Genomic DNA, 25,596 nt, shown 5'->3' with positions numbered 1-25,596 from the left:
AATATGACGTGGAGAACAGTAGTCATAACAAGAAAATGCAAATTAAGTTATAAGAATAACTACCTGTTAGTGAGAAATGAAAAAGTAGAAATGATTCATCTTTCAGAAATTAATACAATTATTGTAGATTCCACAATGGTTTCTATTACAACCTATTTATTAGTGGAGTTGGTAAAGAATAAAATAAAGTTAGTAGTTTGTGATAATGAGCGAAATCCTTTAGGAGAGTTTGTACCATATTATGGCAGATATAATTCAAGTAAAATAATTCAAAAACAAATACACTGGGAAGTTGACACTTCCCAGAATGTTTGGACAACTATAATAAAACAAAAAATTATTAATCAAGCAAAACTACTGTCTAAATTAGATATAGATACAGCAAACCTGATTTACGAATACCATGATGGTGTTAGATTATATGATGTAACAAATCGTGAAGGGCATGCGGCAAAGGTGTATTTTAACAGCTTGTTTGGTAAAAATTTTACAAGAGATGATGATAGTTCCATAAATAAAGCTTTAAACTATGGATATTCAATTTTGTTATCAAACTTTAATAAAGAGATAGTTTCCTGTGGTTATTTGACACAAATTGGGCTAAAACATTGTAATGAATACAATTATTTTAATCTTTCTTCTGATTTGATGGAACCATATAGAATATTAATAGATGAAATTGTTTATGAAAATAGATTTGATCGATTTGACGGAGGATTTAAGCTGAAATTGATAGGTGTGTTAAATAAAAAAATATTGATTGATGGCAAGGAACAATATGTGAGTAACGCACTATCGATATACGTAAAAAGTGTATTTAATTCATTAGATACTGGTGAGGTGAATCAGTTATCTTTATACGATTTTGTATGAGTTATCGGTATATGAGGATTATCGTTTTTTTTGACTTGCCAACACTAAGTTATCAAGATATTAAAGCATACACTAAGTTTCGAAAGTTTCTTATAAAAGATGGTTTTATCATGATGCAAGAAAGCGTATATATAAAATTAGCATTAAATAATACAGTAGCATCTGCACAAATTAATAGAATTAAAACAAATAAACCTCCGGATGGTCTAGTGCAGGTTTTAACGATAACGGAAAAACAATTTTCTAAAATGGAATATGTTGTGGGGTTCAAATCGACAGAAGTGGTGGACACAGATGAAAGGTTGATAGTACTATGATATTTAAAATTTTTGGATACGAAGAAGATTTTATTTTTAATGATGATAAATCAGCTATTATTTATATTGAAAATGCAAAACAATACTCAAGAATAGCAATGCTACTCCAATCACAAGATAGAACAAATGAAGTTTTATTTTTAGAAAGATCCAAGAGAATACTTCTAAAAGATATTTTACTAGTTACGGACTTATTTAATTTTCAAATAAACGACAGAAAAATATTGAACAAACTTTATCAATTTTTAGAGACGGAAATAAAGTCAGATCTAGCAGAGTACTGTAATATACAAAAGTGTTTTAATGAGATTAATAACTTATTATTAACGCATTATATAGATTGTAATATTGAAATAGAGTATAATGAAGAAGTGGATTTAAAGGAATATTTAAAAGGTGTTAAGCTCCAAATAGTTCAAGGGGACTCCACAGATATCTTTCAAAAAATTTTATCAATAATAGAAGTAGTAAATGAACTAAGTTTGTATAAATTTATAGTTTTTATAGGTGTGTTATCTTATTTTGATAATTCCCAAATAGATGAACTAACCAAACAAATTTCTTATTATAATCTACCTATTCTTTTTATTGAAAGGTACGGTAGTTCAAAAACTACATTTTCAAATATTTATAGAATAGATATGGATTTTATCTGTCTATGACATGCGAATCCTCTTATCTTTATTTTCTAGTAGTGTGGAAAATATTAATTTGAGGTTTTAGAGTAGTGTGATTTTGAATGGTAGTAAAACGAAAAAGGAGAAAGGGGAAAGGTATAGTTGGTTTTAGAGTAGTGTGATTTTGAATGGTAGTAAAACCAAAACTAAATAATAACTCATTAACTTTATGTTTTAGAGTAGTGTGATTTTGAATGGTAGTAAAACAGAATTTAGATACACTAAAATGTATCACACGTTTTAGAGTAGTGTGATTTTGAATGGTAGTAAAACTTTAATTGTTCTCGCAAGTATGTATGTCTGGTTTTAGAGTAGTGTGATTTTGAATGGTAGTAAAACTCGGTGTAGCACGTTATACCGAACTCAGTTGTTTTAGAGTAGTGTGATTTTGAATGGTAGTAAAACAGAAAGATACAATCAAAAATATTGCACAATGTTTTAGAGTAGTGTGATTTTGAATGGTAGTAAAACTTATTTGTTTAGTGATATTGTATATCCTACGTTTTAGAGTAGTGTGATTTTGAATGGTAGTAAAACTCGTTAATACTACTTATACGTTAGGAATTAGTTTTAGAGTAGTGTGATTTTGAATGGTAGTAAAACTATTATTTACGGTTATCACGACTATGATATGTTTTAGAGTAGTGTGATTTTGAATGGTAGTAAAACAATAGGTTTATAGATAAGGCAACCCCTTAAGTTTTAGAGTAGTGTGATTTTGAATGGTAGTAAAACTTAAACCTGCCCATATCCACATGATTATCAGTTTTAGAGTAGTGTGATTTTGAATGGTAGTAAAACATATTTAGGTAGTTATGCCAGTGGTGTGTAGTTTTAGAGTAGTGTGATTTTGAATGGTAGTAAAACAATAGATTTATATTTCCCACTTCACTGGCTGTTTTAGAGTAGTGTGATTTTGAATGGTAGTAAAACTGGGAAGTGAGACGTGAAGTGGCAAGGCAAGTTTTAGAGTAGTGTGATTTTGAATGGTAGTAAAACCTCAAACGGACATCTATAAAAGAAGAATCAGTTTTAGAGTAGTGTGATTTTGAATGGTAGTAAAACACTAAATAAAGATGAGTATGATTCCAACTTGTTTTAGAGTAGTGTGATTTTGAATGGTAGTAAAACTCTATATGTATCTCCATAAGATGTGTATGCGTTTTAGAGTAGTGTGATTTTGAATGGTAGTAAAACTTTACGAAGGATTTCGTTTTGTGTTTGAGTGTTTTAGAGTAGTGTGATTTTGAATGGTAGTAAAACCCTGGTCGTTCTTATCAAGTCGATGGTCAAGTTTTAGAGTAGTGTGATTTTGAATGGTAGTAAAACAACAAGTTCGCTAATAGTCATATACTTTTTGTTTTAGAGTAGTGTGATTTTGAATGGTAGTAAAACACAAGACGAAGACACACAAGTATTAATTAGGTTTTAGAGTAGTGTGATTTTGAATGGTAGTAAAACTCCGTCGGCATCTTCCATATCTATGTAAATGTTTTAGAGTAGTGTGATTTTGAATGGTAGTAAAACCTGAAGAATACCGTGAGAACATGGCTTTGTGTTTTAGAGTAGTGTGATTTTGAATGGTAGTAAAACTTCTATCTAGGCATGTACCACACTTACCGCGTTTTAGAGTAGTGTGATTTTGAATGGTAGTAAAACTTTTCTATGCGAGCTCCACTTTCTACAAATGTTTTAGAGTAGTGTGATTTTGAATGGTAGTAAAACGCAGATTCAGCAGAAGTATCAACCGCAATAGTTTTAGAGTAGTGTGATTTTGAATGGTAGTAAAACATATTATTTGCTACGTTGTAACGATTACTAGTTTTAGAGTAGTGTGATTTTGAATGGTAGTAAAACTCTACGTGTTCCTTGCCCGTGCTCTTAAATGTTTTAGAGTAGTGTGATTTTGAATGGTAGTAAAACCTTCGTTGGTTTCGCTTAACGACTCTAAGTGTTTTAGAGTAGTGTGATTTTGAATGGTAGTAAAACCGTTGAAAAACTTAAAAAAGGACAAATACAGTTTTAGAGTAGTGTGATTTTGAATGGTAGTAAAACCCTCATCCTCTTCTAGATTGGTGCCCGATTGTTTTAGAGTAGTGTGATTTTGAATGGTAGTAAAACCTTTTTATTTGGTACACACGAGGAAGACACGTTTTAGAGTAGTGTGATTTTGAATGGTAGTAAAACGTGCTGAATTGTTTGATATTGTATCGGCAAGTTTTAGAGTAGTGTGATTTTGAATGGTAGTAAAACTCTTGTACTCGGTTCTTTTGCATACTCAAGGTTTTAGAGTAGTGTGATTTTGAATGGTAGTAAAACTTTTATGCAGATACAATAGAAAATAATCAGTTTTAGAGTAGTGTGATTTTGAATGGTAGTAAAACAAGCCGTTAGAGATTTAGCAGACCCATTAGGTTTTAGAGTAGTGTGATTTTGAATGGTAGTAAAACCTTTTTTTATTTTAAATGCAAAAGGGATAAGTTTTAGAGTAGTGTGATTTTGAATGGTAGTAAAACCAGGGTTAGAAATAAGTATTGCTGATTTAGGTTTTAGAGTAGTGTGATTTTGAATGGTAGTAAAACATTTTCGCACTGTTAATTTTAGCAGGTGGGTTTTAGAGTAGTGTGATTTTGAATGGTAGTAAAACGAAACAAGAAAGAAAGAGGGAAGAAAGACAGTTTTAGAGTAGTGTGATTTTGAATGGTAGTAAAACACAACTTCCCATTTGTTCTAAAAATATTTAGTTTTAGAGTAGTGTGATTTTGAATGGTAGTAAAACATGAATTGCAATATATTAATGTTAGTATATGTTTTAGAGTAGTGTGATTTTGAATGGTAGTAAAACAGAGAGTTCTTGGAAAGATACGGATAAGGAGTTTTAGAGTAGTGTGATTTTGAATGGTAGTAAAACGAGATGGGATTATTTGCAACGTCTTATCAAGTTTTAGAGTAGTGTGATTTTGAATGGTAGTAAAACTCTATGTTGGGTGTATAAAACATCCACTCAGTTTTAGAGTAGTGTGATTTTGAATGGTAGTAAAACAGCATCCTTCATTTGTGCCATCAAACAATAGTTTTAGAGTAGTGTGATTTTGAATGGTAGTAAAACTGGTCCCGAACGAAGAGCTTGAAGCACTGCGTTTTAGAGTAGTGTGATTTTGAATGGTAGTAAAACATATTATTTGCTACATTGTAGCGATTTTCGGTTTTAGAGTAGTGTGATTTTGAATGGTAGTAAAACAAATTTAGTCACTTCAATAGTATCTTTATCGTTTTAGAGTAGTGTGATTTTGAATGGTAGTAAAACATTAGAGATTATTTAATCGATGAAGACTATGTTTTAGAGTAGTGTGATTTTGAATGGTAGTAAAACCTTGTAATACAGATAACTGAAAGCAGGATAGTTTTAGAGTAGTGTGATTTTGAATGGTAGTAAAACAAAGCTAGAGCAAGCAAGAAATAGATGGTTGTTTTAGAGTAGTGTGATTTTGAATGGTAGTAAAACGTATGGGACTATGTAAAAATGTGCCAACTGGTTTTAGAGTAGTGTGATTTTGAATGGTAGTAAAACTATTTGGTGCATATCAACGTCAGCGTCAGCGTTTTAGAGTAGTGTGATTTTGAATGGTAGTAAAACTCTTTGTAGCCTTTTTGTGATGTGTCCTTTGTTTTAGAGTAGTGTGATTTTGAATGGTAGTAAAACAACAAAAGGATATTATACTATTAACGATTGGTTTTAGAGTAGTGTGATTTTGAATGGTAGTAAAACAAAAGAATTTTACGAATTGATTATTCAGTTGTTTTAGAGTAGTGTGATTTTGAATGGTAGTAAAACTGTTTGATAAGAAGCTTGTGTTGTATCACTGTTTTAGAGTAGTGTGATTTTGAATGGTAGTAAAACCAAACAACAAGCTATGACTTAAATGTGATTGTTTTAGAGTAGTGTGATTTTGAATGGTAGTAAAACGAAAAGTTGTGCTTCTCCTGCGATTACTAAGTTTTAGAGTAGTGTGATTTTGATTGGTAATAAAACGAATTTGTGTTTGACATAATGCTATAGCAGGTTTTAGAGTAGTGTTTATTAGGTATGTGAGAAAAATAAAAATATTATGTTCATTCACTATACAAAGTGTTTGTTTTTTTATTTATTTTGATTTTTGCAACTTGTTTTGTTTTAGAATTAGAAAATAATAGGTGTTCATTGTGTATTGTGATAACATTAGGATATAGGAGATAAGTGATGAAAAAGAATATTTTACATTTTTATAAATATACCAAAGGTTATCGTAAATATTTCCTTCTAGCAATAAGTATGACATTTATTAGTGTTGGATTTTATTTTTTAATACCTCAAGTAATGTGTTTTGTAATAGATAGTGTAATTGGTAATGAACCTTTTAACTTACCTAATTTATTTGTTCAATGGATTGAACAAATAGGAGGTAGAGTATGGTTACAAGAACATTTGATTTTAGTAGCATGTGTTGCTCTTTTTTTTAGTGTTCTATCCTATCTTTGTGACTTTACTAGTCGAGCAAGTATTGGTAAAGCTAGTGAGAGTGTAGTAAAAGTAATACGTGATAGTTTGTTTGAACATATTCAATATCTTCCTTATTCTTGGCATGCCAAGAATCAAACAGGAGATATTATTCAAAGATGTACAATGGATGTAGAATTGATTTATTCTTTTTTATCTTCGCAATTACAACAATTAATTAAGACAGTTTCATTAATTTTAGTAGCTTGTATAATGATGTTTCAAATGAATGTTACATTAACGATAGTAGTTTTATGTTTTATTCCAGTTACATTAACGTATTCTTCTATCTTTTATCATTTAACAGGTAAAAAATTTGAAAAAGCAGATGAATGTGAAGGGGAATTAACAGCGATAGTACAGGAGAATTTAACAGGTGTGCGTGTTGTAAGAGCTTTTGGTAGACAGGCTTATGAAATGGATAAGTTTAATGAAAAGCATGAAGAGTTTACAGATTTATGGGTTAGTTTAGGAAATTTATTAGGTTTGAATTGGGGATTTGGGGATGTTGTTTCTTTGTTACAAACATTAGCTGTTGTTTTGTTTGGATGTTATTTGGCAGTAAATGGAAGTTTAAGTGCAGGAGAGTTTTTAACGTTTGTTTCTTATAATTCAATGTTAATATGGCCAACTAGAAATTTAGGAAGAATTTTATCAGACTTAAGTAAGACAACAATTAGTAGTACTCGTTTGTTTGAAATATTAGATAGTCCTTTAGAAGATAGCAGTGCTACAAAAGATTTTCATGATGGAGATATTGTTTTTGAACAAGTTTCTTTTGCTTATGAAAACCACTTAGTTATTGATGATGTTTCTTTTGAAATAAAACAAGGAAGTTCTTTAGGTATTTTAGGTATTACTGGTAGTGGAAAGTCTACATTAATGTATTTATTAGATCATCTATATGAATTAGAAAAAGGAACTATTTCTATTGATGGAATCAATATCATAGATATTGATTTACATCAGTTAAGAAAGAATATTGGAATTGTGTTACAGGAGCCTTTTTTGTTCTCTAAAAGTTTTGAAGAAAATATTGGTGATGGAAGTGATGAAAATGATATTGATAAAATAAGATATTTTTCTAAGCTTGCATGTATTGATGATACGATTGTAGGATTTAAAGAAGGGTATCAAACTCAAATAGGTGAAAGAGGAGTAACGATATCTGGTGGACAAAAGCAACGTGTTGCAATCGCTAGAATGTTGATGCAAGAAACACCGATTAAGATATTTGATGATTCACTGTGTGCTGTAGATATGGAAACAGATGCTATGATACAAAAAGCATTAAAAGAACATGTAAAAGGAACAACTATTATTATTGCAAATAGAATTTCAACTATTATGCATTGTGATACGATTATTGTTATGGATAAAGGGAAAATAGTACAAATAGGAAATCATCAAGAATTAATCCAACTTGTTGGTATTTATCAAACTGTTTATCATACACAAAAGGCGGTAATGAAAGATGAAAAATAGTCGTATAATAAACATGTATCAAACATGGAAGAAACTATATCCTTTTATTAAACCCTATAACATTAAAATAATTCAATTAACTATTTTAATGTTATTATGTGCTTTTATTGATGCTATTATTCCATTAGGATCTGGTTATGTGATTGATTATTTTATTGTTCCAAATCAATTAGAAGGAATTGGAATGTTTGCGATTATATGTATTTTTATAATCTTTATACAAGGAGTACTAACTTTATTAATGGCGAGAGTAGCTTTAAAGGTAGAAATGTATATTGGTAGAGATTTAAGAAAAGCAATGTATGAGCATTTACAATCATTAAGTTTTGATTATTTTAATAAAACACCAGTAGGAACAATTGTTGCAAGACTAATGAGTGATACAGGAAAGATTGGTACTGTATTTGCTTGGTGTTTAATTGATATTGTATGGAGCTTAGCTTTTATTGTTGGTTCCATTATATTGATGTGTATTATTAATTTTCAATTAGCACTACTTATTTTATGTATTGTTCCCATTATTTTATTTACTACCTACTTCTTTCAAATGAGATTATTAAAAGCAAATCGTGTTGTAAGAGAAAATAATGCACAAATAACAAGAGCTTTAAATGAAGGTATTAGTGGGGCAAAAACATCGAAAACATTAGCGATAGAACAAGATAATATTGCTTCATTTAAAACAGTAACAAATAATATGAAACAAAGTAGTGTTCGTACTATTATGTTAAATGCTGTCTTTATTCCATGTGTATCATTCTTTACATCTATTGCTATTTGTTTAGTTTTAGTAAATGGTGGTTATGCAGTTATTTTTGATGTTATTGCTATAGGAGAATTTACTATCTTTATTAACTATGCAATGAATATTGCGGATCCTGTTCAACAACTTGCCAAATCTATTTCTACATTAATTGCAACGCAAGTAAATGTAGAAAGATGCAATGAGTTGTTAGAAATAGAACAACAAATTCAAGATTCTAAAGAAGTGATTGAAAAATATGGAACAGTATTTAATCCTAAAGTTCATCATTATGAACCTATAAATGGAGATATTGATTTTAAAAATGTTTCATTTAGATATGCAGATGGAAATGTGAATGTTTTAGAAAACTTTAATTTAGAAGTAAAAGCAGGTCAAACTATTGCAATTGTAGGACAAACAGGAGCAGGTAAATCAACATTAGTTAATCTTATTTGTCGTTTCTTTGAACCGACAAGTGGAGAAATATGGATTGATGGTATTGACTATCGTCAAAGAGGTTTATTATGGCTACATAGTAATATAGGATATGTACTACAAACACCACACTTGTTTTCAGGAACGATTAAAGACAATATTCGTTATGGAAACTTAGAAGCTAGTGACAAAGATATCCAAGAAGCAGCAAAATTAGTGAATGCTCATGATTTTATTATGGAATTAGAATTAGGGTATGATTCGATTGTAGGAGAAGGGGGAGATGGCTTATCTTTAGGTCAAAAGCAACTTATTTCCTTTGCAAGAGCAATTGTTTCTAATCCTAAAATATTTGTATTAGATGAAGCTACTGCTTCTATTGATACAAAAACGGAACAATTAATTCAACAAGCTATTTCTAACTTACTAGGAACTAGAACATCTTTTATCGTAGCGCATCGTTTATCAACGATACGTCAAGCTGATAAGATTTTGGTTGTGGATAATGGAAAAATCATAGAGTCTGGAAATCATCAAGAACTATTAGAAAAACAAGGTGCTTATGCTAGTTTATATATCAAACAATTTCAAGAAGAAACAATGAGTATTTTAAAAGATAGGTGATCCTATCTTTTTTAAATAGGGTTTATTTAAGCGTAATACAATGTATAATGTAAGTATACTTTAAAAAAGAAAGGACTATAAAAAGGAAGATATTATGTTAGATGTGAATCACTTGTTAGGAATATCTAAGGATTATTTTGAAGATTTTATTTCACGAAGCACTTATCATAGTAATGCGATAGAAGGAAATACTTTGAGTTTTGCTGAAACGTATGCTTTATTATTCGATAACAATCATTGTACTATCCACAATGCACGAGCAAAAGAAATACATGAAGCAATAAATCATAAGTATGCTATCAACAAGCTACTTAAAAAAATAACTTCAGATAATCATTTAATAGATGCAGAGTTTATTATTGAAATATGCCAATGTCTTAATGAAAATATTATATGCTTAAACGGTTATAGGATGAGTCCGGTTTGTATCAATGGTTTAGAAAAAACATTCCCTCTACCAATGGAATTAGATAGTGTTATAGAAGATTTCATTGATAACTATAATCAATTAATTATTAATGGATTTTCATTATATGATCTTGCGAATATGCATAGTCAATTTGAAAACATACATCCTTTTGTTGATGGAAATGGTAGAGCAGGTAGATTACTTATTAACTACTTATTATTAGTAAACAATAAATATCCTATTATCATTCCTATAGAAAAAAGGGAGGATTATCTGCAACTTATAGAAAATAATGATATAACAAACTTAGCTATATTTTTTCAAGAACTGCATCTATTAGAAAAACAACGAGCAAGTGATTTCTATGCAATGCAACTTGAAAAACAAGGGGATTTTAATGGCTTCTCTTTTTAACAAGCAATCTATGGTGTAGAACAAAACGGATATTAACTAGAAAAGGGAAGAAATGTTGATTTCTCCCCTTTTTATTTGCTTAATGGTTAAAAATAAGTATAATGGAATAGAAGTAGGTGAAGAAAATGGAAAGATTACAAAAAGTAATAGCTGCTAGTGGATATACTTCTAGAAGAAAAGCAGAAGGTTTAATTGTTGCTGGTCGTGTAGAAGTAAATGGAGAAGTAGTGAAAGAACTTGGTACAAAAGTAAAAAGTGGAGATATTATTACAGTAGATGGGAAAGCTATTGTAGGAGAAAATAAAGTGTATTATGTATTCTATAAACCTAAATCTTGTGTATGTACATTAGATGATGAGTTTGATAGAACAAAGGTAGTAGATTATTTTACAGATGTTAAGGAACGTATTTATCCTGTAGGACGTTTGGATTATGATACTACTGGTGTATTATTAATGAGTAATGATGGTGATTTTGCAAATATGATTATGCATCCTCGTAGTCATTTAGAAAAAATTTATGAAGTATCTATTAAAGGAATTATTAATGGAGAATCATTACATAAATTAGAAAAAGGTATTTATTTAGAAGGTGTGAAAACATTGCCTTGTAAAATAAAAGTAGTAGACAAAGATATGGAACATGGTACAACCATGTTAATGATTCGTTTACAAGAAGGAAAAAACAGACAAGTAAAAAGAATGTTTGAAACAGTTGGACATCCTGTTAAAAGATTACATCGTCTAAGTGTTGGTGGAATTAACCTAAAAGGAATGACTCCTGGAACATACCGTATCTTAAAACCTCAAGAAGTAAAAGACTTAAAAAAATTAGTAAAATAATACGACATAATCTGTCGTATTTTTTATTTCTAACTTGTTATGCTAGAATAGGTGATGAAAATGAATGCAAGAATCATAGTAAGTGAGCCACAAAAATCAATAGAATGTGGTATATGTAATGCAAAAGATGAATGGTTAGTACGAATTGAAACACATGGAGTGCATGGTTTATTTTGTAAAAAATGTAACACAATCACTGTATTTGAAGAGATTCGTTCCAAACTAGTACGTCAATCATTAATGAATGAAGCAAGGAAACAATAGTTCCCTTGCTTTTTACACAAACTAATCAGCAACAAATAGAAAATAATGACATATAAATAAGATGTCTTTTGAAAAAGTTCTTTTAAAAACAGTAAAATACTTTTCTCTTCTAGCAATGCAATGTGGAAGGCAGAACTGGAAGTTAGTTCATATTTATCAATCATTCTTGACTCACCTTAGATTTAACAATATATCTTCCTTCTGGAACATATCCAAAGAAGTATTTTCCATCTCGATTTGTAAAAGTCATAGAAACTAAGCTTTCTTCACTTTCTTCATCGATCGTATATAAACAAACACAAGCATTTGATAATGGAGTTAATGTTTTTTTATCTCTAATAATACCATTAATTGTTCCTTCTTTTGCATTATTGCTTTTTGTAAGATATAGATATTCTTTCGTATTCGCATTTAAAGTAATAACAACATCAATCTTATCATCTAAATAATAATCTTCACTTGACGCATATAATTGGTAAATACCGGCATCTAAGTCGTAAATAACATATTCTCCATCACGAGCACTAAGTGTTCGTGATACGACTTCTTCCTCTCCATCCACTATTTTAGATAATACAACTTCAACATCTCCTAAAGGCACATTGTATTTGTTATACACAATACCATATAAAATACCATTACTAATTACTAAGTTTTTAGTAATTATAATATCATTTAAGGTTACAAAAGTATCATTAATAGAAACAGTAATCTTTTGAGATAAACTATAACCATCTTTAATAGCGTGACATGTATAAGTTCCAGGTTCTAGACTAGATAAATTATACTGACCATTTTCATCAGTCATTGTATGCTTAATAGGTTTAAAGTTGTTATCAAATATTTTTACTGTAGCTCCTGCTACAACCGTATTTGTTTCATCAACCACACATCCTGTAACACCACCAGTATAACCGATATCAACAGTATCCAAGTCTAAGTCTTGGACTAATTCCTCAGTCTCTACTAAGCTTAATTCATCACCAAATTGTAATTGATATTTATCTTTTCTATTCACATTTTCACCTCCTTACATGATAGATTATGCTTATAAAGAGAAGTGGTATAGGTGATTTGTCTTTTATGACTATTAATCTTTTATTGAAATAGAAATATGGTTGACAAAAGAGTGAAAATCATTAAAATTAAAGTATATATAAAAACAGTGATATAGGATATGTTTATACAAGGATTAGATGTAGAGAAAAAGCGGTTGGTGAAAGCTTTGATAATCTTATATAAGTACTCCCTATTAGTAACTATGGAAAAGATAGTCGGTAGCGCGTTATAGCAATGAGGTTATTTTTATAACAAATTAAGGTGGTACCACGAACTTTCGTCCTTTGGATGATAGTTTTTTTATTTATAGTAAAGGAGGAATGTATGCTTTCATTAGAATTAGTAGATTATTGTCATATTGATAAAATACAAGAATTTATGAATGCGATTAATCAATCTGGTGAAGTGTTTTGTGGCACCGGAATGTTGATGAACTTTCAAGATGACTTAACTAAATATATACAAGTAGAAAAAAAGATACACTTAGGTATATCTGAAGATTCCTCGTTAGTACCTGGAACTACCCTTGTATGTTTAGAAAATGATGAGGTGGTTGGTTTTGTTAATATACGTCATTGTTTAAATGAGTTTTTATTGGCTAAAGGTGGACATATAGGTTATAGTGTTCATCCAATGCATCGTAAGAAGGGTTATGGCACCTGGATGTTAAATAAGGCAATAGATTATTGTAAACAAAAAGATATTTATCCGATTCTTGTCACTTGTGATAAGGATAATATTGGATCAAGAAGAGTAATTGAAGCAAACAAAGGAAAATTAGAAACAGAAGGAGTAACATTACGTTACTGGATAGGAAAAGAAAATGAGAGACTTTAAAGCAGAATTAGAATTAAATACATTGAATCACTCTTGTGCTCATGTCATGGCACAAGCTATTAAACATTTATACCCACAGGCTAAGTTTTGGGTAGGGCCAGTTGTAAGTGAAGGGTTTTATTACGATGTGGATTTAGGGGAAGAAGCGATCAAAGATGAAGATATCCCAAGAATCGAAAAAGAAATGAAAAAAATATGTAAAGATGGAAAACGTATTTCAAAACAAGAAATCACAAAAGAAGAAGCATTAGAAATGTTTAAAGATGATGAATATAAATTAGATTTAATTTCATCATTAGAAGATGGAACAATTACATGTTATAGTCAAGGTGACTTTACTGATTTATGTAGAGGACCACATGTTGATACAGTAAAAGCATGTCGTAACTTTAAATTATTAAAACATTCAGGTGCTTATTGGAAAGGTGATAAAGATAATAAAGTATTACAACGTATTTATGGTGTATGTTTTGAATCACCTGAAGCACTACAAGAACATTTAGATTTAATGGAAGAAGCTAAAAAAAGAGATCATAAAAAATTAGGAAAAGAATTAGATTTATTTATGATGTCTGAATATGCATCAGGGATGCCATTCTTTTTACCAAAAGGAATGATTTTAAGAAATATATTAGAAAACTATTGGTATGAAGAACATACTAAAGAAGGATATCAATTTATTAAAACACCAATTATGATGTCTAAAGAATTATGGGAAGTAAGTGGTCATTGGGCTAACTACCAAGAAAATATGTACACAAGTATGGTAGATGATCGTGATTTTGCGATTAAACCAATGAACTGTCCAGGAAGTTTATTAGTATATAAAAATGGTTTATATTCTTATAAAGATTTACCACTACGTATGGGTGAATTAGGACAAGTACATCGTCATGAAGCTAGTGGTGCTTTAAATGGTTTATTTAGAGTTCGTACATTTACTCAAGATGATGCTCATATCTTTATGACACCTGAACAAATTGAAAGTGAAGTAGTACGTTTAATAGGATTTATTGATCGAGTATATAGTTCATTAAAATTAGAATATAATATTGAATTAAGTACTAGACCAGAAGAAAAATATATTGGTGATTTAGAAATCTGGGAAAAAAGTGAAGATGCGCTAGCTAAAGCTTGTGTTGCAGCAGGAAAAGAATATAAATTAAATCCTGGAGATGGTGCTTTTTATGGGCCTAAATTAGATTTTCATGTAAAAGATTCTATTGGAAGAGTATGGCAATGTGGTACAATTCAATTAGATATGAATTTACCAGAAAGATTTGATATTACTTATGTAGATAGTGAAGGTAAAAAAGTAAGACCAGTAATGGTTCATCGTGTAATCTTTGGTTCTATTGAAAGATTTATTGGAATTTTAATTGAACATTTTGCAGGTTTATTCCCAATGTGGTTAGCTCCAGTACAATGTGCTGTATTACCTGTTAAAAACGAATATCATGATGCTTACGCTAATGAAGTACTTGAAAAATTAACAGCAAAAGGATTTAGAGTAGAATTAGATAATCGTGAAGAAAAATTAGGTTATCGTTTACGTGAAGCCCAATTATCAAAAATCCCTTATTCTTTAGTATTAGGTGATAGTGAAAGAGATCAAGGAACAGTAACTTATCGTATGCATGGTTCTCAAAAACAAACAACAGTAGCTTTTGATGAATTTGTAACAATGCTTCAAGAACAAGTAGAAAACAAAATATAATTTCTAGGAGGTATTTATGAAAAAAGAAGTCCCAGTAATTAATTCCAAACTTCGTGGACATAATGTAAGTGTTCCTAAGTGTATTCGTGATGCAAGTGGAATTATCATTAATGGAACAAGAGTGAAATCTTTGTTATTTTCAACCGATGTTGCTGTCATTGCTAATAGTGATGGAGATGCAATTATTGCAGTATATCCTTTTACCCCAACTCTTCAAATAACAAATGCAATTATCGATGTCTCACAACGTCCAGTATTTGTTGGAGTAGGTGGTGGTACTACAGCTGGTTCAAGAGTTCGTGAAATTGCATTAGATGCAGAATTACACGGGGCAATAGCAGTCGTTTTAAATGCTCCTACTAAAACAGAATTCATTAAATCATTAGCACAACATATTGATATTCCTATTGTATTATCAATTATTTCTTTAGATGAAGACTTAGAAGAAAGAATGCTTCATTCTGGAGCAAGTATTGTTAATGTTTCAGGTGGCAAAGATACAGTGAAAATTATCAAGGAATTACGTAAAATAGATCCTGATTTCCCTATTATTGCAACTGGTGGACCTAGTGATGAAACGATTAAAGAAGCAATCCAAGCTGGTGCCAATGCTATTACGTATACACCACCATCTAATGGAGAAATATTCAAAAAGATGATGGAAGATTATCGTGGGCGTTGTAAAAAAGAAAATGAGAAACAAACCATAAAATAAAGGAGAGCTTATGAAACAGTATTTAGAAATGTGTCAGTATGTTTTAGAAAATGGTGATGATCGAGATGATCGTACAGGTACTGGTACAAGAGGTGTTTTTGGATACCAAACAAGATATAATTTGTTAGAAGGGTTTCCCCTTCTAACAACAAAGAAAATGTTTTTAAGACCTATTGCAGAAGAATTGCTATGGTTTTTAAAAGGCGATACAAATATTAAATATTTAGTGGATCGTAATGTTCGTATTTGGAATGAATGGCCATATGTTGCATATACAAAAACTCCAGAGTTTCAAGGAGAAACAATGGATGAATTTATTGAAAAGATAAAAACAGATGATATTTTTGCAGGAAAATATGGAGAATTGGGTCCTGTATATGGAAAACAGTGGCGTGATTTTAATGAAGAAGGAGTTGATCAAATTCAACAACTTGTAGATAGTTTAATAAACAATCCTTTTTCAAGAAGACATATTGTTTGTGCTTGGAATCCTGCCCAAATTGATAAAATGGCTTTACCACCATGTCATGCTTTCTTACAATTTTATGTAAGTGCTGATAAAAAATACTTATCATGTCAACTATATCAAAGAAGTGCAGATATCTTTTTAGGGGTACCTTTTAATATTGCTTCTTATGCTTTGATGACGGAAATGTTAGCACAAGTTTGTGGTTATCAAGCCAAAGAATTTGTACATACAATAGGGGATGCACATATTTATTTAGATCATTTTGATGTAGTGAAAGAACAAATTTCTAGAGAAGTATTACCAACATGTAAATTAGTATTAAATAAAGAAGTGAAATCTATTTTTGATTTTAAAATAGAAGATATTAAAATAGAAGACTATCAATGTCATGGTAAATTAGTCGGAAAGGTAAGTGTTTAATGATTACAATAATAGTAGCAACAGATGATAATCTGTTGATAGGAAAAGAGGATTCTAGTAATGGAATGCCTTGGTCTTTACCAGAAGATTTAAAACATTTTAAAGAAACAACAATTAATAAAACGATTGTAATGGGATTAACTACTTATCAAGCAATTGGTAGACCACTACCAAATCGTAAAACGATTGTTGTTAGTTTTGATGAATTTGTTGATGAAAGAGTAAGTGTATGTCGAGATTTAATTGGATTATTAGAAGAATATAAAAATAGTGAAGAAGAATTATTTATTTCTGGAGGAGCTTCTATTTATAAACAAGCATTACCTTATGCTAGTAAGTTATTAATATCAAGAGTACCGGGAACTCATACAGGAGAAACTTATTTTCCTAGTTTTGAAGCATTTGATTATCAACTTTCAAAAGAAACACCATTTGAAACATTTATGTTACAGGAATATACTAGAGAGCTAACTATATAAAAGTCAAGTAGCTTTATGAAAAAGTTTGAAAATTATAGTTATTTGATAAATGTTAGTTAAAGAGTAAAGAGATCTTTGAAAATATGAATATGTGCTTGTTTTTTGGCACAATGAAAACACCTTCTTATAAAGAAAGTTGTGTGAAACATTTCACATATACTTATCGTAATAATGATGGATCAAATGTTTGATTTGTTTTTAATAAATGATATATAACTCGAAGTAATTTTCGGATGCAGTGACCTTGGGCACAACGATGTCCTTTCCCTTGTGCTAGCTTTTCTTGATAGTAGGCTTTAAACACGGGGTTATGATTGATTACAGGCAAGATAATTTGATATAAGGTTTTTCTTAAGTACTTAGAACCTTTCTTTGTTATTGCGCTGTGTTTGGCTGTGTACTGGCTTGATTCATAATGATATGGAGCAACTCCTGCAAATTTAATTATTTTAGAAGATTTAGAGTAGTTGTTTATATTTCCTAATTCTGTTAAAATAGACGTACCAGAGAAGTGAGAAATTCCTGGTATGGATAGTATAGGAGAGTTGTTTTCAATGGAAAACTCTTCTATTTTTTTGTCTATTTCATCAAGTTGTGCCTTAAGTAATTCAATTTGATCAATTAAATGTTTGATTTGAATTTCTTCTGCAATCGATGACATACCAATGGAATGTTTGGCTACTTCTTTCACTTCTTCAGGAGTTAATGAAATCCTTAATCCTCTTCCCTTAATATCAAAGCATTTACGAATTAGGCGTATATCAGCTTTTGATATTTTACTAGCGCTTTGAAATGTTTTTAATAAACGCATATATACATTTCCGTATTTTGACTTAAAAAGGCTGTTATATTCAGGGAAAACAATATCAATACACTTTTGAAGACGATTTGTGTAGACGTTTAATTCTTCTTTTAAATTATGATGATGCCTTGTTAATTGCTTTTGTTCATAAAACTCAAATGAGTTTTCTTTTGAAATACGATAGGCTTTATTACGATTTGATGAAGATAAGATATCACAAATTGTTATCGTATCAAGTGCATCTGTTTTTGTAATACCACCATGGAGTCTGCGTGATAAATCAGTAGTTGTTGGATTAATTAGTGCAACAGTGTACTTCTTAACGAGTAAATACTTGAGCAATGCAAAGTGATAATGACCGGTATCTTCCATACCAATAAGGATTTGATCTTTTGGATATTTATTTAATGTCTTTATAAGATAATCAAACCCTTCTTTGTTGTTTGAAATCTTTGATGCGTTAACTAAGATTTCTCCATCTTCTTTGTTCATAACAGAAAAAACATGACTTAGTTTGCCAATGTCGATGCCAATGATTTTCATAGTAGTTGTACCTTCTTTCTTTTTTATGCGATTGTGTAACCACGACACTTAAACCATAAAACCTGGTTCAATATACGAATTCGAGACTCATCTAACTAATTGTTATTTTGGAATAAGGTGTGGTAGAACCCTCTCTAAAGTAGTCAAAGCCACAGGTGAAATTTTAAATCCACAAACACATATTCATATTTTATACTCTTACCTAAACGTAATCAACCACGTATAAATAAGGTTGATAGAAAGGAAAATGGTATATCTATAACGACTGTTAAATGAGTCATTTATAATATACCAGGTATAAAGATGAAAAGAATTATCTTAATTGTTATAAGAATCTTATATTTAGTACCTTATTGGTTAGGTGTTTTAGTACCTAGATACAAAGATACACAAAAATATAGTCATGAACAAAGATATATGTTTATGAAAGAAAAAGTAAGCATTATTAATAAAAAAGCAAGAGTAAAAGTTCAAACCTATGGTTTAGAGAACTTACCTGAACAATCAGGTTACTTAATGACACCAAATCATCAAGGTTTAGAAGATCCTGTAGCAATAGTACAAACACATCCAACACCTGCAAGAGCAATTGTAAAAATAGAACTAACAAAAGTTTTCTTAATGAAAGATATTATTACTATTCTAGATTGCATTCCGATGGATCGTGATGATGTACGTGGGTCTGTGCGTATTATTAAACAAGCAGCTAATGCGATTAAAGAAGGACAAAACTTCTTTGTTTTTCCAGAAGGAACACGTTGTAAAAATAAAAATGAAATGTTAGATTTTAAAGGTGGAACCTTTAAAATAGCGACATCTAGTAGGGCACCAATTGTACCAGTAGCTATTATTGATAGTTATAAAGTATTTGATGTACCCTCTATTCAACCAGTAACTGTGCAAATACATTACTTGCCGGCTATTTATTATGATGAATACAAAGATATGAATACAAATGAAATAGCAGTAATGGTCCAACAAAGAATTAAAGAATGCATTCAAACACATGAAAAATAGAGTTCCTAAGAACTCTATTTTTTTATTCGTAACCCTTTAGGGTATAAGTTTTTAATTTGATTATTGCTTTCTTTATAAAAAGATAGAGCAAAATCATCTACAAATATTATTCCATATCCTTTGTTATTACTACCTTCTAATGTAAGACCTAATAAATAATCTTGAACTTCTTTAGAATTAGCACTAAATTGATAATACTGTTTCACTTCTTTTTTATGTAAAGTATGAGCTAAAGATAAACTTGGTTCAAATCTTCCTTTTTTACATTCTCCTAAATATAAGCCATTACGTAATACTCGAACACCTTTTAAATCAGGAAAGTGATTTTGAAAAGCATAAATATGATTGTTTGAATTATATAAGTGAGATGGAACAGGAATGTTTAAATAATCATGATAAAATTTTGTAACTAACTGAATTTGTTCCTTGTTACAATTTGTTTGCATTCTTTTTACTTTGCAATCTTTTGTTGATTGTTTTTTTTGTAACATTGCAACAAAATGACCTTCACCATGATTACAATGAGGATACAAACGGATGCTAGTAGGTTGATTTATGCCAGGTTGCATTCCATTTTGTAGAGGGATACGAATAGGTTCCATCCCTAATTCATCGATACAGTATTGTACTTGTTGCTCATTTTCTTCTAGAGAATAGGTACAAGTAGAATAGATTAAGATGCCATCTTCTTTTAACATAGAATAGGCATGATCGATTAAATTTCTTTGAATAATAGCACAATCTATTACCTTTTGAACAGACCAAGTAGTAATTGCTTGATCTAGTTTACGAAACATACCCTCTCCAGAACAAGGTGCATCTAAAATAATTTTATCAAAATAACCAGGAAAAATAGAACTAAAATGAACAGGATCACAATTTGTTACAATCGTATTCTCTAAACCAAAACGTTCTACATTACTAGAAAGAATAGTAGCACGATTACTAGTAATATCATTTGTAATCATTAATCCTTCCAAAGACAATTTACTAGCCACCTGACATGTTTTCCCTCCAGGAGCCCCACACATATCAAGAATATAATCATCTTCTTTAACATCCAATAAATCACCAACAACCATTGCACTAGGTTCTTGAATATAATATGTTCCACAAGCAAAATAAGGATGTTTTCCTAAAGGATAATCTTGATAATCAAACGTATAACCATGATGAATATAAGGATGATGATGAATATATTTAGAATCTAAATAAGCAATACAATCACTCTTTAAAGGATTTGTATAAAATCCTTTCACAGAATCTTTTTGTAAAGCTTCTATAAAAGCAGGATATTCCTCTTGTAACAATGAATGCATTCTTATTTGAAAAGCATTTTCCATAAACAACACTCCTTCCTTATATATAATTCTATTTTATCAAATAGAAAGAAACATCTCAATTATTTTCTTGCAATTTCACTTATGAAGTAGTAGAATAATACATGCAGTAAATAAGCCCAAGTGGCGAAATTGGTATACGCACAGCACTCAAAATGCTGCGACTTATGTCATGTCGGTTCGACTCCGACCTTGGGCACCATTTGACTAGAAAACCTTTATTTTATAAAGGTTTTTTTATTTTGTTTATAGCTTGTACACGAATAAGAGATAATAAATAAGAAAAAATATCTTTCCCATAGTTTATTTTGATTTAGAAATATAAAAAATAATGTATTTTACTTGTAAAAAGACAAAGGGAGTGATAAACTAACATTAGTTAGCACATGCTAACTAGAGAAGAGGGATAATATGGAAGGAAACGTATTGTTTGCATTATCCTTAACAATGATCGCAGGAATTGCAACAGGTTTAGGAAGTGCAATGATTTTATTTACAAAACAGACAAATAAGAAAGTCTTATCTTTTAGCTTAGGTTTATCAGCTGGAGTTATGTTATATGTATCATTTGTGGAAATAATTAGTAAATCAGTAGATTCTTTAGTATTGGTTTATGGTGAGAAGTTAGGGAATACTTTTACGGTTTTAGGATTTTTTGGAGGGATATTCATTATTGCAATAATTGATAAACTGATACCAGAAATGGGGAATCCTCATGAAATTCATACAGTAGAAGAAATGGATGGAAATAGTGAAGATCATAAACAACGTCTTATGAGAATGGGTGTTTTTACTGCATTAGCAATTGGAATCCATAATTTTCCTGAAGGATTAGCTACTTTTATTGCTGCTTATCAAGATCCAACAATGGGAATAGCAATTACATTTGCAATTGCTATTCATAATATTCCAGAAGGGATTGCAGTGGCAGTACCAATTTTCTATGCGACCGGTAGTCGTTCAAAGGCTTTTATTTATTCTTTTTTATCAGGTTTATCAGAACCAGTAGGTGCTATTTTAGGATATTTTCTATTTATTCAATTTATTGGTGATGAAGCATTTGGATTTATTTTTGCAGCGGTTGCTGGGATTATGGTTTATATTAGTTTAGATGAGTTATTACCGGCAGCTAGAGAGTATGGAGAACATCATATTGCAATGTGGGGATTAATAAGTGGTATGGCGATTATGGCAATAAGTTTATTATTATTTATCTAATCACTAGTAAGATGTGCGATATCATGGTAAAATGGATTTAGTTAGTGTTGGCTAACCATAACTAAAAAGGAGGATGTTTATGAGTAAAGTAGCAGTAGTTTATTGGAGTGGGACTGGTAATACAGAAAAAATGGCGGAATTTGTAGCGAAAGGTGCTGTTGAAGCTGGCTTTGAAGTTGATTCAATTCAAGCGGTAGATTTCAAGGAAGAAGCATGTGCTAATTATGATGCTTATGCGTTTGGTTGTCCATCAATGGGAGCTGAAAATCTAGAAGAGTGTGATTTTCAACCAATGTGGGATTCTGTGAAAGGATCACTTGGAACAAAGAAAGTAGTTTTATTTGGATCTTATGGATGGGGTTCTGGAGAATGGATGGATGATTGGAAACAAGATTGTTCAGCAACTTTAGTAGACACATTTATTTGTAATGATGAACCTGATGAACTATCACAAGTTGAATGTTTTGAATTAGGTAAAAAATTAGCTTAGTAAATTAGCTTTTTGTAAGAAAACACTTATAAAAAGCTTTTTTTGTACGCTTGTTTTTAGGTTGTTAAAATGGTATCATTAAAGAAAAAAAGGAGGTATTTAGATATGTTTGGTTTTTTTAAAGAAGAAAAAGTAGCTTTATTTTTAGGTGGAGTAGTGGCAGGTATTGCTGGTCTACAAGTAGCTAAAACAAAAAAAGCTCGTGAATTAACAGTACAAGGGATTGCTCAAGGAATTATTTTAAAAGATACAGTGATGGAAGAAGTAACAAACTTACGTGAAGAAGCAGAAGAAATTTGTAATGAAGCAAAAGCATTAGCAAAAAAAGATTGTGATTGTGGTGAATAACAAATAGATAATGAGGAAAAGCATATGAAATATAAAATAGTATGCGATAAGCCTGGTCGTTTAAGACTACGTTTTGGGAAATATGTCTTCTCTAAGGGGCAATGTTTTGCTTTGGCCGACATGCTCCTTTCTTATAATGGAATAGAAAATGCATATGTAAATGATGCGAATGGATCAGTGCTTATTGAATATCGTGATCAAGACTTAAGAAATACTGTATTAGAGTTACTTGCAAACTTATCAGTATATGATTTAAGTGAAAGCGAAGGGAATGAAGAGCAAAAAACAAAACAATTAGAGGAAAAAATAAAAACAAAAGTAATGGCACACTGTGTGAAACAGTTTGCAAAAGCAGCTTTTCTTCCTACTGGTTGTCGAGGATATCTTGCTTGTTATCGTGCGATTCCCTATTTTAAAATGGGATTACATTCCCTAAAAGAACAAAAATTAAATGTAGAAGTGTTAGATGCTACTGCAATAGGAACATCACTTTGTTGTAAGAATTATAAAACAGCAAGTTCAACCATGTTTTTATTACAGTTATCGGATATGTTATTAGAATATGCGAATATGCGTGCTAAAAATGCCCTAGCTCAAAGCTTATCGATTAGTGTTGATCGAGTATGGTTGGTAAAAGATAATGTAGAAATAGAAATCCCAATGGAAGAAGTACAAGTTGGAGATGTTATTAAAATACGTCAGGGAAGTTTAATACCAATTGATGGAACAATTGTATCTGGAGATGCTTTTATTAATGAATCAACAATGACTGGTGAACCATTAGCGGTACATAAGAGTACAAATGGTAGTGTGTTTGCAGGAACTGTGATAGAAGATGGCGAAATTAATGTAATGGTAGAAAGTTTGAGAAATGATTCTAGAATTGCAAAAATTCTAAATCTAATTGATACAGGTGAAAAAGAAAAAGCAAATATTCAAGGCAATGCTGAAAGATTAGCAGATGATATTGTACCAGTAAGCTTTGGTATGTTTGCAGTAACGTTAGCGTTGACTGGTAACTTTACAAGAGCACTAACTGTATTGATGGTCGATTTTTCTTGTGCTATTAAATTAACAACACCGATAACAATCATTTCAGCACTAAAAGAAAGTGTCAATAACAGTATTTTAATAAAAGGTGGGAAATATTTAGAAATTTTATCAGAAGTGGATACGGTTGTTTTTGATAAAACAGGAACTCTTACTAATGCACTTCCGAAAGTATCAAAGATTATTCCTATTAGTGATGAATATAATGAAGATGAGATTTTAAAAGTAGCAGCTTGCTTAGAAGAACATTTTCCACATAGTGTTGCATTAGCGATTGTCACTGATGCAAAAGAGAAAGGGTTATTACATCCAGAAAGTCATGGGAAAGTAGAGTATATTGTAGCCCATGGTATTGCAAGTACCTATAACGATAAAAGAGCTATTATTGGTAGTAAACACTTTGTTTTTGATGATGAAAAAGTAACATATCCGATTGAAAAAGAGGGATGGTTAACGGAAATGATTGCCAACGATAGTGCTGTCTATTTAGCGATAGATGGAATCTTGGTAGGGGTTGTTTGTGTGAATGATCCACCTAGAAAAGAAGCAAAAGAAATGATTTCTTTGTTATATGAAGTAGGTATTCAAGAAGTGATTATGATTACTGGAGACAGTGAAGGAAATGCAAAATACACTTGTGATTTATTAGGAATTCAAAAATATTATTCTTCTGTTTTACCAGATGGAAAAGCAAATATTGTGGAATCTTTAAAGACAAGTGGAAAAACAGTATTAATGGTAGGAGATGGTATTAATGATGCGCCAGCACTTAGTGCTGCAAACGTATCACTAACACTAAATGGATCTTCTGATATTGCTAGAGAAGTAGCTGATATTTCCGTTTTACATGATGATTTAATGAAGATTGTAGAAGCTAGAAAATTGGCGACAGGATTAATAGATAAAATTCATCAACAATATGGTATGATTGTATCTTTTAATACCGTCCTAATTATCCTTGGTTTACTAGGGGTTATTCCTGCAACAACATCTGCTTGGTTACATAACTCTTCTACTTTAGCAATAGCAGCTTATGCAACAAAACCAATACAACAATAAAGGGAGAAATAAAAATGAAGAAACATAAATTTTGGTCATATGCAGCAGTATTTTCAATGATTATGTGTATGTGGACAGGTTATAAACATAAATAATAAAAGCTCTTCCTTATGGAAAAGCTTTTTATTATGGGAAAATTTTTAGGATTGGTGACGAAAAGGTTGAAAAAAGCATTTTATAGTGCTAAGGTGAAATTAGTTCGAAAGAACAATAATAATCTTGGAAATAATAGTATTATTTCATGGTTATCATTTAGCCAAACGATAACTAAATAAAGAGATTATTTTATCACCCTCGTATTGGTGAATAACTAGATTATTGAAAATACGGAAAATTAGAGGGAAGGTTAGTATAATAAAGTTTCATCCCTTGCTTATTTTATTATATTCTTTCCAAATAAAAACAAAAGAC

The 25,596-nt window shown here is 30.5% G+C and carries 21 protein-coding genes, 1 tRNA gene and 1 CRISPR repeat array; of the genes, 19 read left to right on the top strand and 3 right to left on the bottom strand.

The window, feature by feature from the left end; translation table 11 throughout:
- Positions 1–3: 3 nt before the first annotated feature.
- From cas1 to LRR82_RS06965, 8 genes are all read left to right on the top strand, one after another.
- On the top strand, positions 4–873 hold the full coding sequence (gene cas1 / locus LRR82_RS07000; protein ID WP_249028721.1) for a type II CRISPR-associated endonuclease Cas1: 870 nt from the start codon (positions 4–6) through the stop codon (positions 871–873).
- A gap of 11 nt (positions 874–884) precedes the next feature.
- Positions 885–1,190: a CRISPR-associated endonuclease Cas2 gene (gene cas2 / locus LRR82_RS06995; protein WP_249028720.1), complete on the top strand. Its 306-nt coding sequence runs from the start codon at positions 885–887 to the stop codon at positions 1,188–1,190.
- The gene (gene csn2, locus LRR82_RS06990) at positions 1,187–1,852 is read left to right on the top strand and encodes a type II-A CRISPR-associated protein Csn2 (protein ID WP_249028719.1); all 666 of its coding nucleotides are present in this window, start codon (positions 1,187–1,189) and stop codon (positions 1,850–1,852) included. Before cas2 ends, csn2 begins: the two co-directional genes overlap by 4 nt.
- A gap of 54 nt (positions 1,853–1,906) precedes the next feature.
- Positions 1,907–5,900: direct repeats of the CRISPR family, unit length 36 nt; unit sequence GTTTTAGAGTAGTGTGATTTTGAATGGTAGTAAAAC.
- A 207-nt stretch (positions 5,901–6,107) separates the two neighbouring features.
- Entirely contained in the window at positions 6,108–7,889 is a 1,782-nt protein-coding gene (locus LRR82_RS06985; RefSeq protein WP_249028718.1) for an ABC transporter ATP-binding protein, read from the top strand.
- Positions 7,879–9,693: an ABC transporter ATP-binding protein gene (locus tag LRR82_RS06980; RefSeq protein ID WP_249028717.1), complete on the top strand. Its 1,815-nt coding sequence runs from the start codon at positions 7,879–7,881 to the stop codon at positions 9,691–9,693. The genes LRR82_RS06985 and LRR82_RS06980 overlap by 11 nt, the downstream gene beginning before the upstream one ends.
- Before the next feature lie 94 nt (positions 9,694–9,787).
- Positions 9,788–10,516 (top strand): Fic family protein, encoded by a 729-nt coding sequence (locus tag LRR82_RS06975; RefSeq protein ID WP_249028716.1) that lies wholly within the window; start codon positions 9,788–9,790, stop codon positions 10,514–10,516.
- 125 nt (positions 10,517–10,641) lie between these two features.
- Positions 10,642–11,358, top strand: coding sequence for a pseudouridine synthase (locus tag LRR82_RS06970; protein WP_249028715.1), 717 nt, complete (start codon positions 10,642–10,644; stop codon positions 11,356–11,358).
- A gap of 60 nt (positions 11,359–11,418) precedes the next feature.
- A complete protein-coding gene (locus tag LRR82_RS06965) occupies positions 11,419–11,622 on the top strand; it encodes a hypothetical protein (RefSeq protein WP_249028714.1) in 204 nt (67 codons plus the stop codon).
- 160 nt (positions 11,623–11,782) lie between these two features.
- Here the strand turns inward: LRR82_RS06965 and LRR82_RS06960 are convergent, their stop codons facing one another.
- Entirely contained in the window at positions 11,783–12,640 is an 858-nt protein-coding gene (locus LRR82_RS06960; RefSeq protein WP_249028713.1) for a carboxypeptidase-like regulatory domain-containing protein, read from the bottom strand.
- 365 nt (positions 12,641–13,005) lie between these two features.
- Here LRR82_RS06960 and LRR82_RS06955 point away from each other — a divergent pair, with 365 nt between their 5' ends.
- Genes LRR82_RS06955 through LRR82_RS06935 form a run of 5 tightly spaced genes read left to right on the top strand, consistent with a single transcriptional unit; the run spans position 13,006 to position 17,318 of the window.
- The gene (locus LRR82_RS06955) at positions 13,006–13,518 is read left to right on the top strand and encodes a GNAT family N-acetyltransferase (protein WP_249028712.1); all 513 of its coding nucleotides are present in this window, start codon (positions 13,006–13,008) and stop codon (positions 13,516–13,518) included.
- Positions 13,505–15,235 (top strand): threonine--tRNA ligase, encoded by a 1,731-nt coding sequence (gene thrS / locus LRR82_RS06950; protein ID WP_249028711.1) that lies wholly within the window; start codon positions 13,505–13,507, stop codon positions 15,233–15,235. Before LRR82_RS06955 ends, thrS begins: the two co-directional genes overlap by 14 nt.
- A gap of 16 nt (positions 15,236–15,251) precedes the next feature.
- Positions 15,252–15,950 (top strand): beta/alpha barrel domain-containing protein, encoded by a 699-nt coding sequence (locus LRR82_RS06945; RefSeq protein ID WP_249028710.1) that lies wholly within the window; start codon positions 15,252–15,254, stop codon positions 15,948–15,950.
- Between the two features lie 10 nt (positions 15,951–15,960).
- Positions 15,961–16,839: a thymidylate synthase gene (locus LRR82_RS06940; RefSeq protein WP_249028709.1), complete on the top strand. Its 879-nt coding sequence runs from the start codon at positions 15,961–15,963 to the stop codon at positions 16,837–16,839.
- Positions 16,839–17,318 carry a dihydrofolate reductase gene (locus LRR82_RS06935; RefSeq protein WP_249028708.1) on the top strand — a complete coding sequence of 160 codons (480 nt, stop codon included), beginning with the start codon at positions 16,839–16,841 and terminating at the stop codon, positions 17,316–17,318. The genes LRR82_RS06940 and LRR82_RS06935 overlap by 1 nt, the downstream gene beginning before the upstream one ends.
- Before the next feature lie 160 nt (positions 17,319–17,478).
- Here the strand turns inward: LRR82_RS06935 and LRR82_RS06930 are convergent, their stop codons facing one another.
- The gene (locus LRR82_RS06930; protein ID WP_249028707.1) at positions 17,479–18,663 is read right to left on the bottom strand and encodes an IS110 family RNA-guided transposase; all 1,185 of its coding nucleotides are present in this window, start codon (positions 18,661–18,663) and stop codon (positions 17,479–17,481) included.
- A 303-nt stretch (positions 18,664–18,966) separates the two neighbouring features.
- Between LRR82_RS06930 and LRR82_RS06925 the strand changes: the two genes are divergently transcribed.
- Entirely contained in the window at positions 18,967–19,680 is a 714-nt protein-coding gene (locus LRR82_RS06925) for a lysophospholipid acyltransferase family protein (RefSeq protein ID WP_249028706.1), read from the top strand.
- 14 nt (positions 19,681–19,694) lie between these two features.
- Here the strand turns inward: LRR82_RS06925 and LRR82_RS06920 are convergent, their stop codons facing one another.
- Positions 19,695–21,023, bottom strand: coding sequence for an RsmF rRNA methyltransferase first C-terminal domain-containing protein (locus LRR82_RS06920; protein WP_249028705.1), 1,329 nt, complete (start codon positions 21,021–21,023; stop codon positions 19,695–19,697).
- A gap of 114 nt (positions 21,024–21,137) precedes the next feature.
- Between LRR82_RS06920 and LRR82_RS06915 the strand changes: the two genes are divergently transcribed.
- The 5 genes from LRR82_RS06915 (at position 21,138) to LRR82_RS06895 (ending at position 25,185) form a co-directional block, all read left to right on the top strand.
- Positions 21,138–21,222: transfer RNA gene (locus LRR82_RS06915), tRNA-Leu, on the top strand.
- 209 nt (positions 21,223–21,431) lie between these two features.
- The gene (gene zupT / locus LRR82_RS06910) at positions 21,432–22,238 is read left to right on the top strand and encodes a zinc transporter ZupT (RefSeq protein WP_249028704.1); all 807 of its coding nucleotides are present in this window, start codon (positions 21,432–21,434) and stop codon (positions 22,236–22,238) included.
- A gap of 79 nt (positions 22,239–22,317) precedes the next feature.
- Positions 22,318–22,728 carry a flavodoxin gene (locus LRR82_RS06905; RefSeq protein ID WP_249028703.1) on the top strand — a complete coding sequence of 137 codons (411 nt, stop codon included), beginning with the start codon at positions 22,318–22,320 and terminating at the stop codon, positions 22,726–22,728.
- A gap of 105 nt (positions 22,729–22,833) precedes the next feature.
- The gene (locus LRR82_RS06900; RefSeq protein ID WP_249028702.1) at positions 22,834–23,076 is read left to right on the top strand and encodes a DUF6110 family protein; all 243 of its coding nucleotides are present in this window, start codon (positions 22,834–22,836) and stop codon (positions 23,074–23,076) included.
- A gap of 24 nt (positions 23,077–23,100) precedes the next feature.
- Positions 23,101–25,185 (top strand): heavy metal translocating P-type ATPase, encoded by a 2,085-nt coding sequence (locus tag LRR82_RS06895; RefSeq protein ID WP_249028701.1) that lies wholly within the window; start codon positions 23,101–23,103, stop codon positions 25,183–25,185.
- Positions 25,186–25,596 lie beyond the last annotated feature (411 nt).

This window comes from Tannockella kyphosi (assembly GCF_021054785.1).
Lineage (GTDB): Bacteria > Bacillota_I > Bacilli_A > Erysipelotrichales > Coprobacillaceae > Tannockella > Tannockella kyphosi.
This window is presented reverse-complemented; position numbering and strand designations above follow the sequence as displayed.

Coding starts and splice junctions, on each gene's coding strand:
- LRR82_RS06930 (WP_249028707.1), bottom strand. CDS start 18,663: ATGAAAATCATTGGCATCGACATTGGCAAACTAAGTCATGTTTTTTCT.
- cas1 (WP_249028721.1), top strand. CDS start 4: ATGACGTGGAGAACAGTAGTCATAACAAGAAAATGCAAATTAAGTTAT.
- LRR82_RS06925 (WP_249028706.1), top strand. CDS start 18,967: ATGAAAAGAATTATCTTAATTGTTATAAGAATCTTATATTTAGTACCT.
- LRR82_RS06945 (WP_249028710.1), top strand. CDS start 15,252: ATGAAAAAAGAAGTCCCAGTAATTAATTCCAAACTTCGTGGACATAAT.
- LRR82_RS06980 (WP_249028717.1), top strand. CDS start 7,879: ATGAAAAATAGTCGTATAATAAACATGTATCAAACATGGAAGAAACTA.
- LRR82_RS06895 (WP_249028701.1), top strand. CDS start 23,101: ATGAAATATAAAATAGTATGCGATAAGCCTGGTCGTTTAAGACTACGT.
- csn2 (WP_249028719.1), top strand. CDS start 1,187: ATGATATTTAAAATTTTTGGATACGAAGAAGATTTTATTTTTAATGAT.
- LRR82_RS06920 (WP_249028705.1), bottom strand. CDS start 21,023: ATGGAAAATGCTTTTCAAATAAGAATGCATTCATTGTTACAAGAGGAA.
- LRR82_RS06965 (WP_249028714.1), top strand. CDS start 11,419: ATGAATGCAAGAATCATAGTAAGTGAGCCACAAAAATCAATAGAATGT.
- thrS (WP_249028711.1), top strand. CDS start 13,505: ATGAGAGACTTTAAAGCAGAATTAGAATTAAATACATTGAATCACTCT.
- LRR82_RS06985 (WP_249028718.1), top strand. CDS start 6,108: ATGAAAAAGAATATTTTACATTTTTATAAATATACCAAAGGTTATCGT.
- LRR82_RS06935 (WP_249028708.1), top strand. CDS start 16,839: ATGATTACAATAATAGTAGCAACAGATGATAATCTGTTGATAGGAAAA.
- LRR82_RS06955 (WP_249028712.1), top strand. CDS start 13,006: ATGCTTTCATTAGAATTAGTAGATTATTGTCATATTGATAAAATACAA.
- LRR82_RS06940 (WP_249028709.1), top strand. CDS start 15,961: ATGAAACAGTATTTAGAAATGTGTCAGTATGTTTTAGAAAATGGTGAT.
- LRR82_RS06970 (WP_249028715.1), top strand. CDS start 10,642: ATGGAAAGATTACAAAAAGTAATAGCTGCTAGTGGATATACTTCTAGA.
- zupT (WP_249028704.1), top strand. CDS start 21,432: ATGGAAGGAAACGTATTGTTTGCATTATCCTTAACAATGATCGCAGGA.
- LRR82_RS06900 (WP_249028702.1), top strand. CDS start 22,834: ATGTTTGGTTTTTTTAAAGAAGAAAAAGTAGCTTTATTTTTAGGTGGA.
- cas2 (WP_249028720.1), top strand. CDS start 885: ATGAGGATTATCGTTTTTTTTGACTTGCCAACACTAAGTTATCAAGAT.
- LRR82_RS06905 (WP_249028703.1), top strand. CDS start 22,318: ATGAGTAAAGTAGCAGTAGTTTATTGGAGTGGGACTGGTAATACAGAA.
- LRR82_RS06975 (WP_249028716.1), top strand. CDS start 9,788: ATGTTAGATGTGAATCACTTGTTAGGAATATCTAAGGATTATTTTGAA.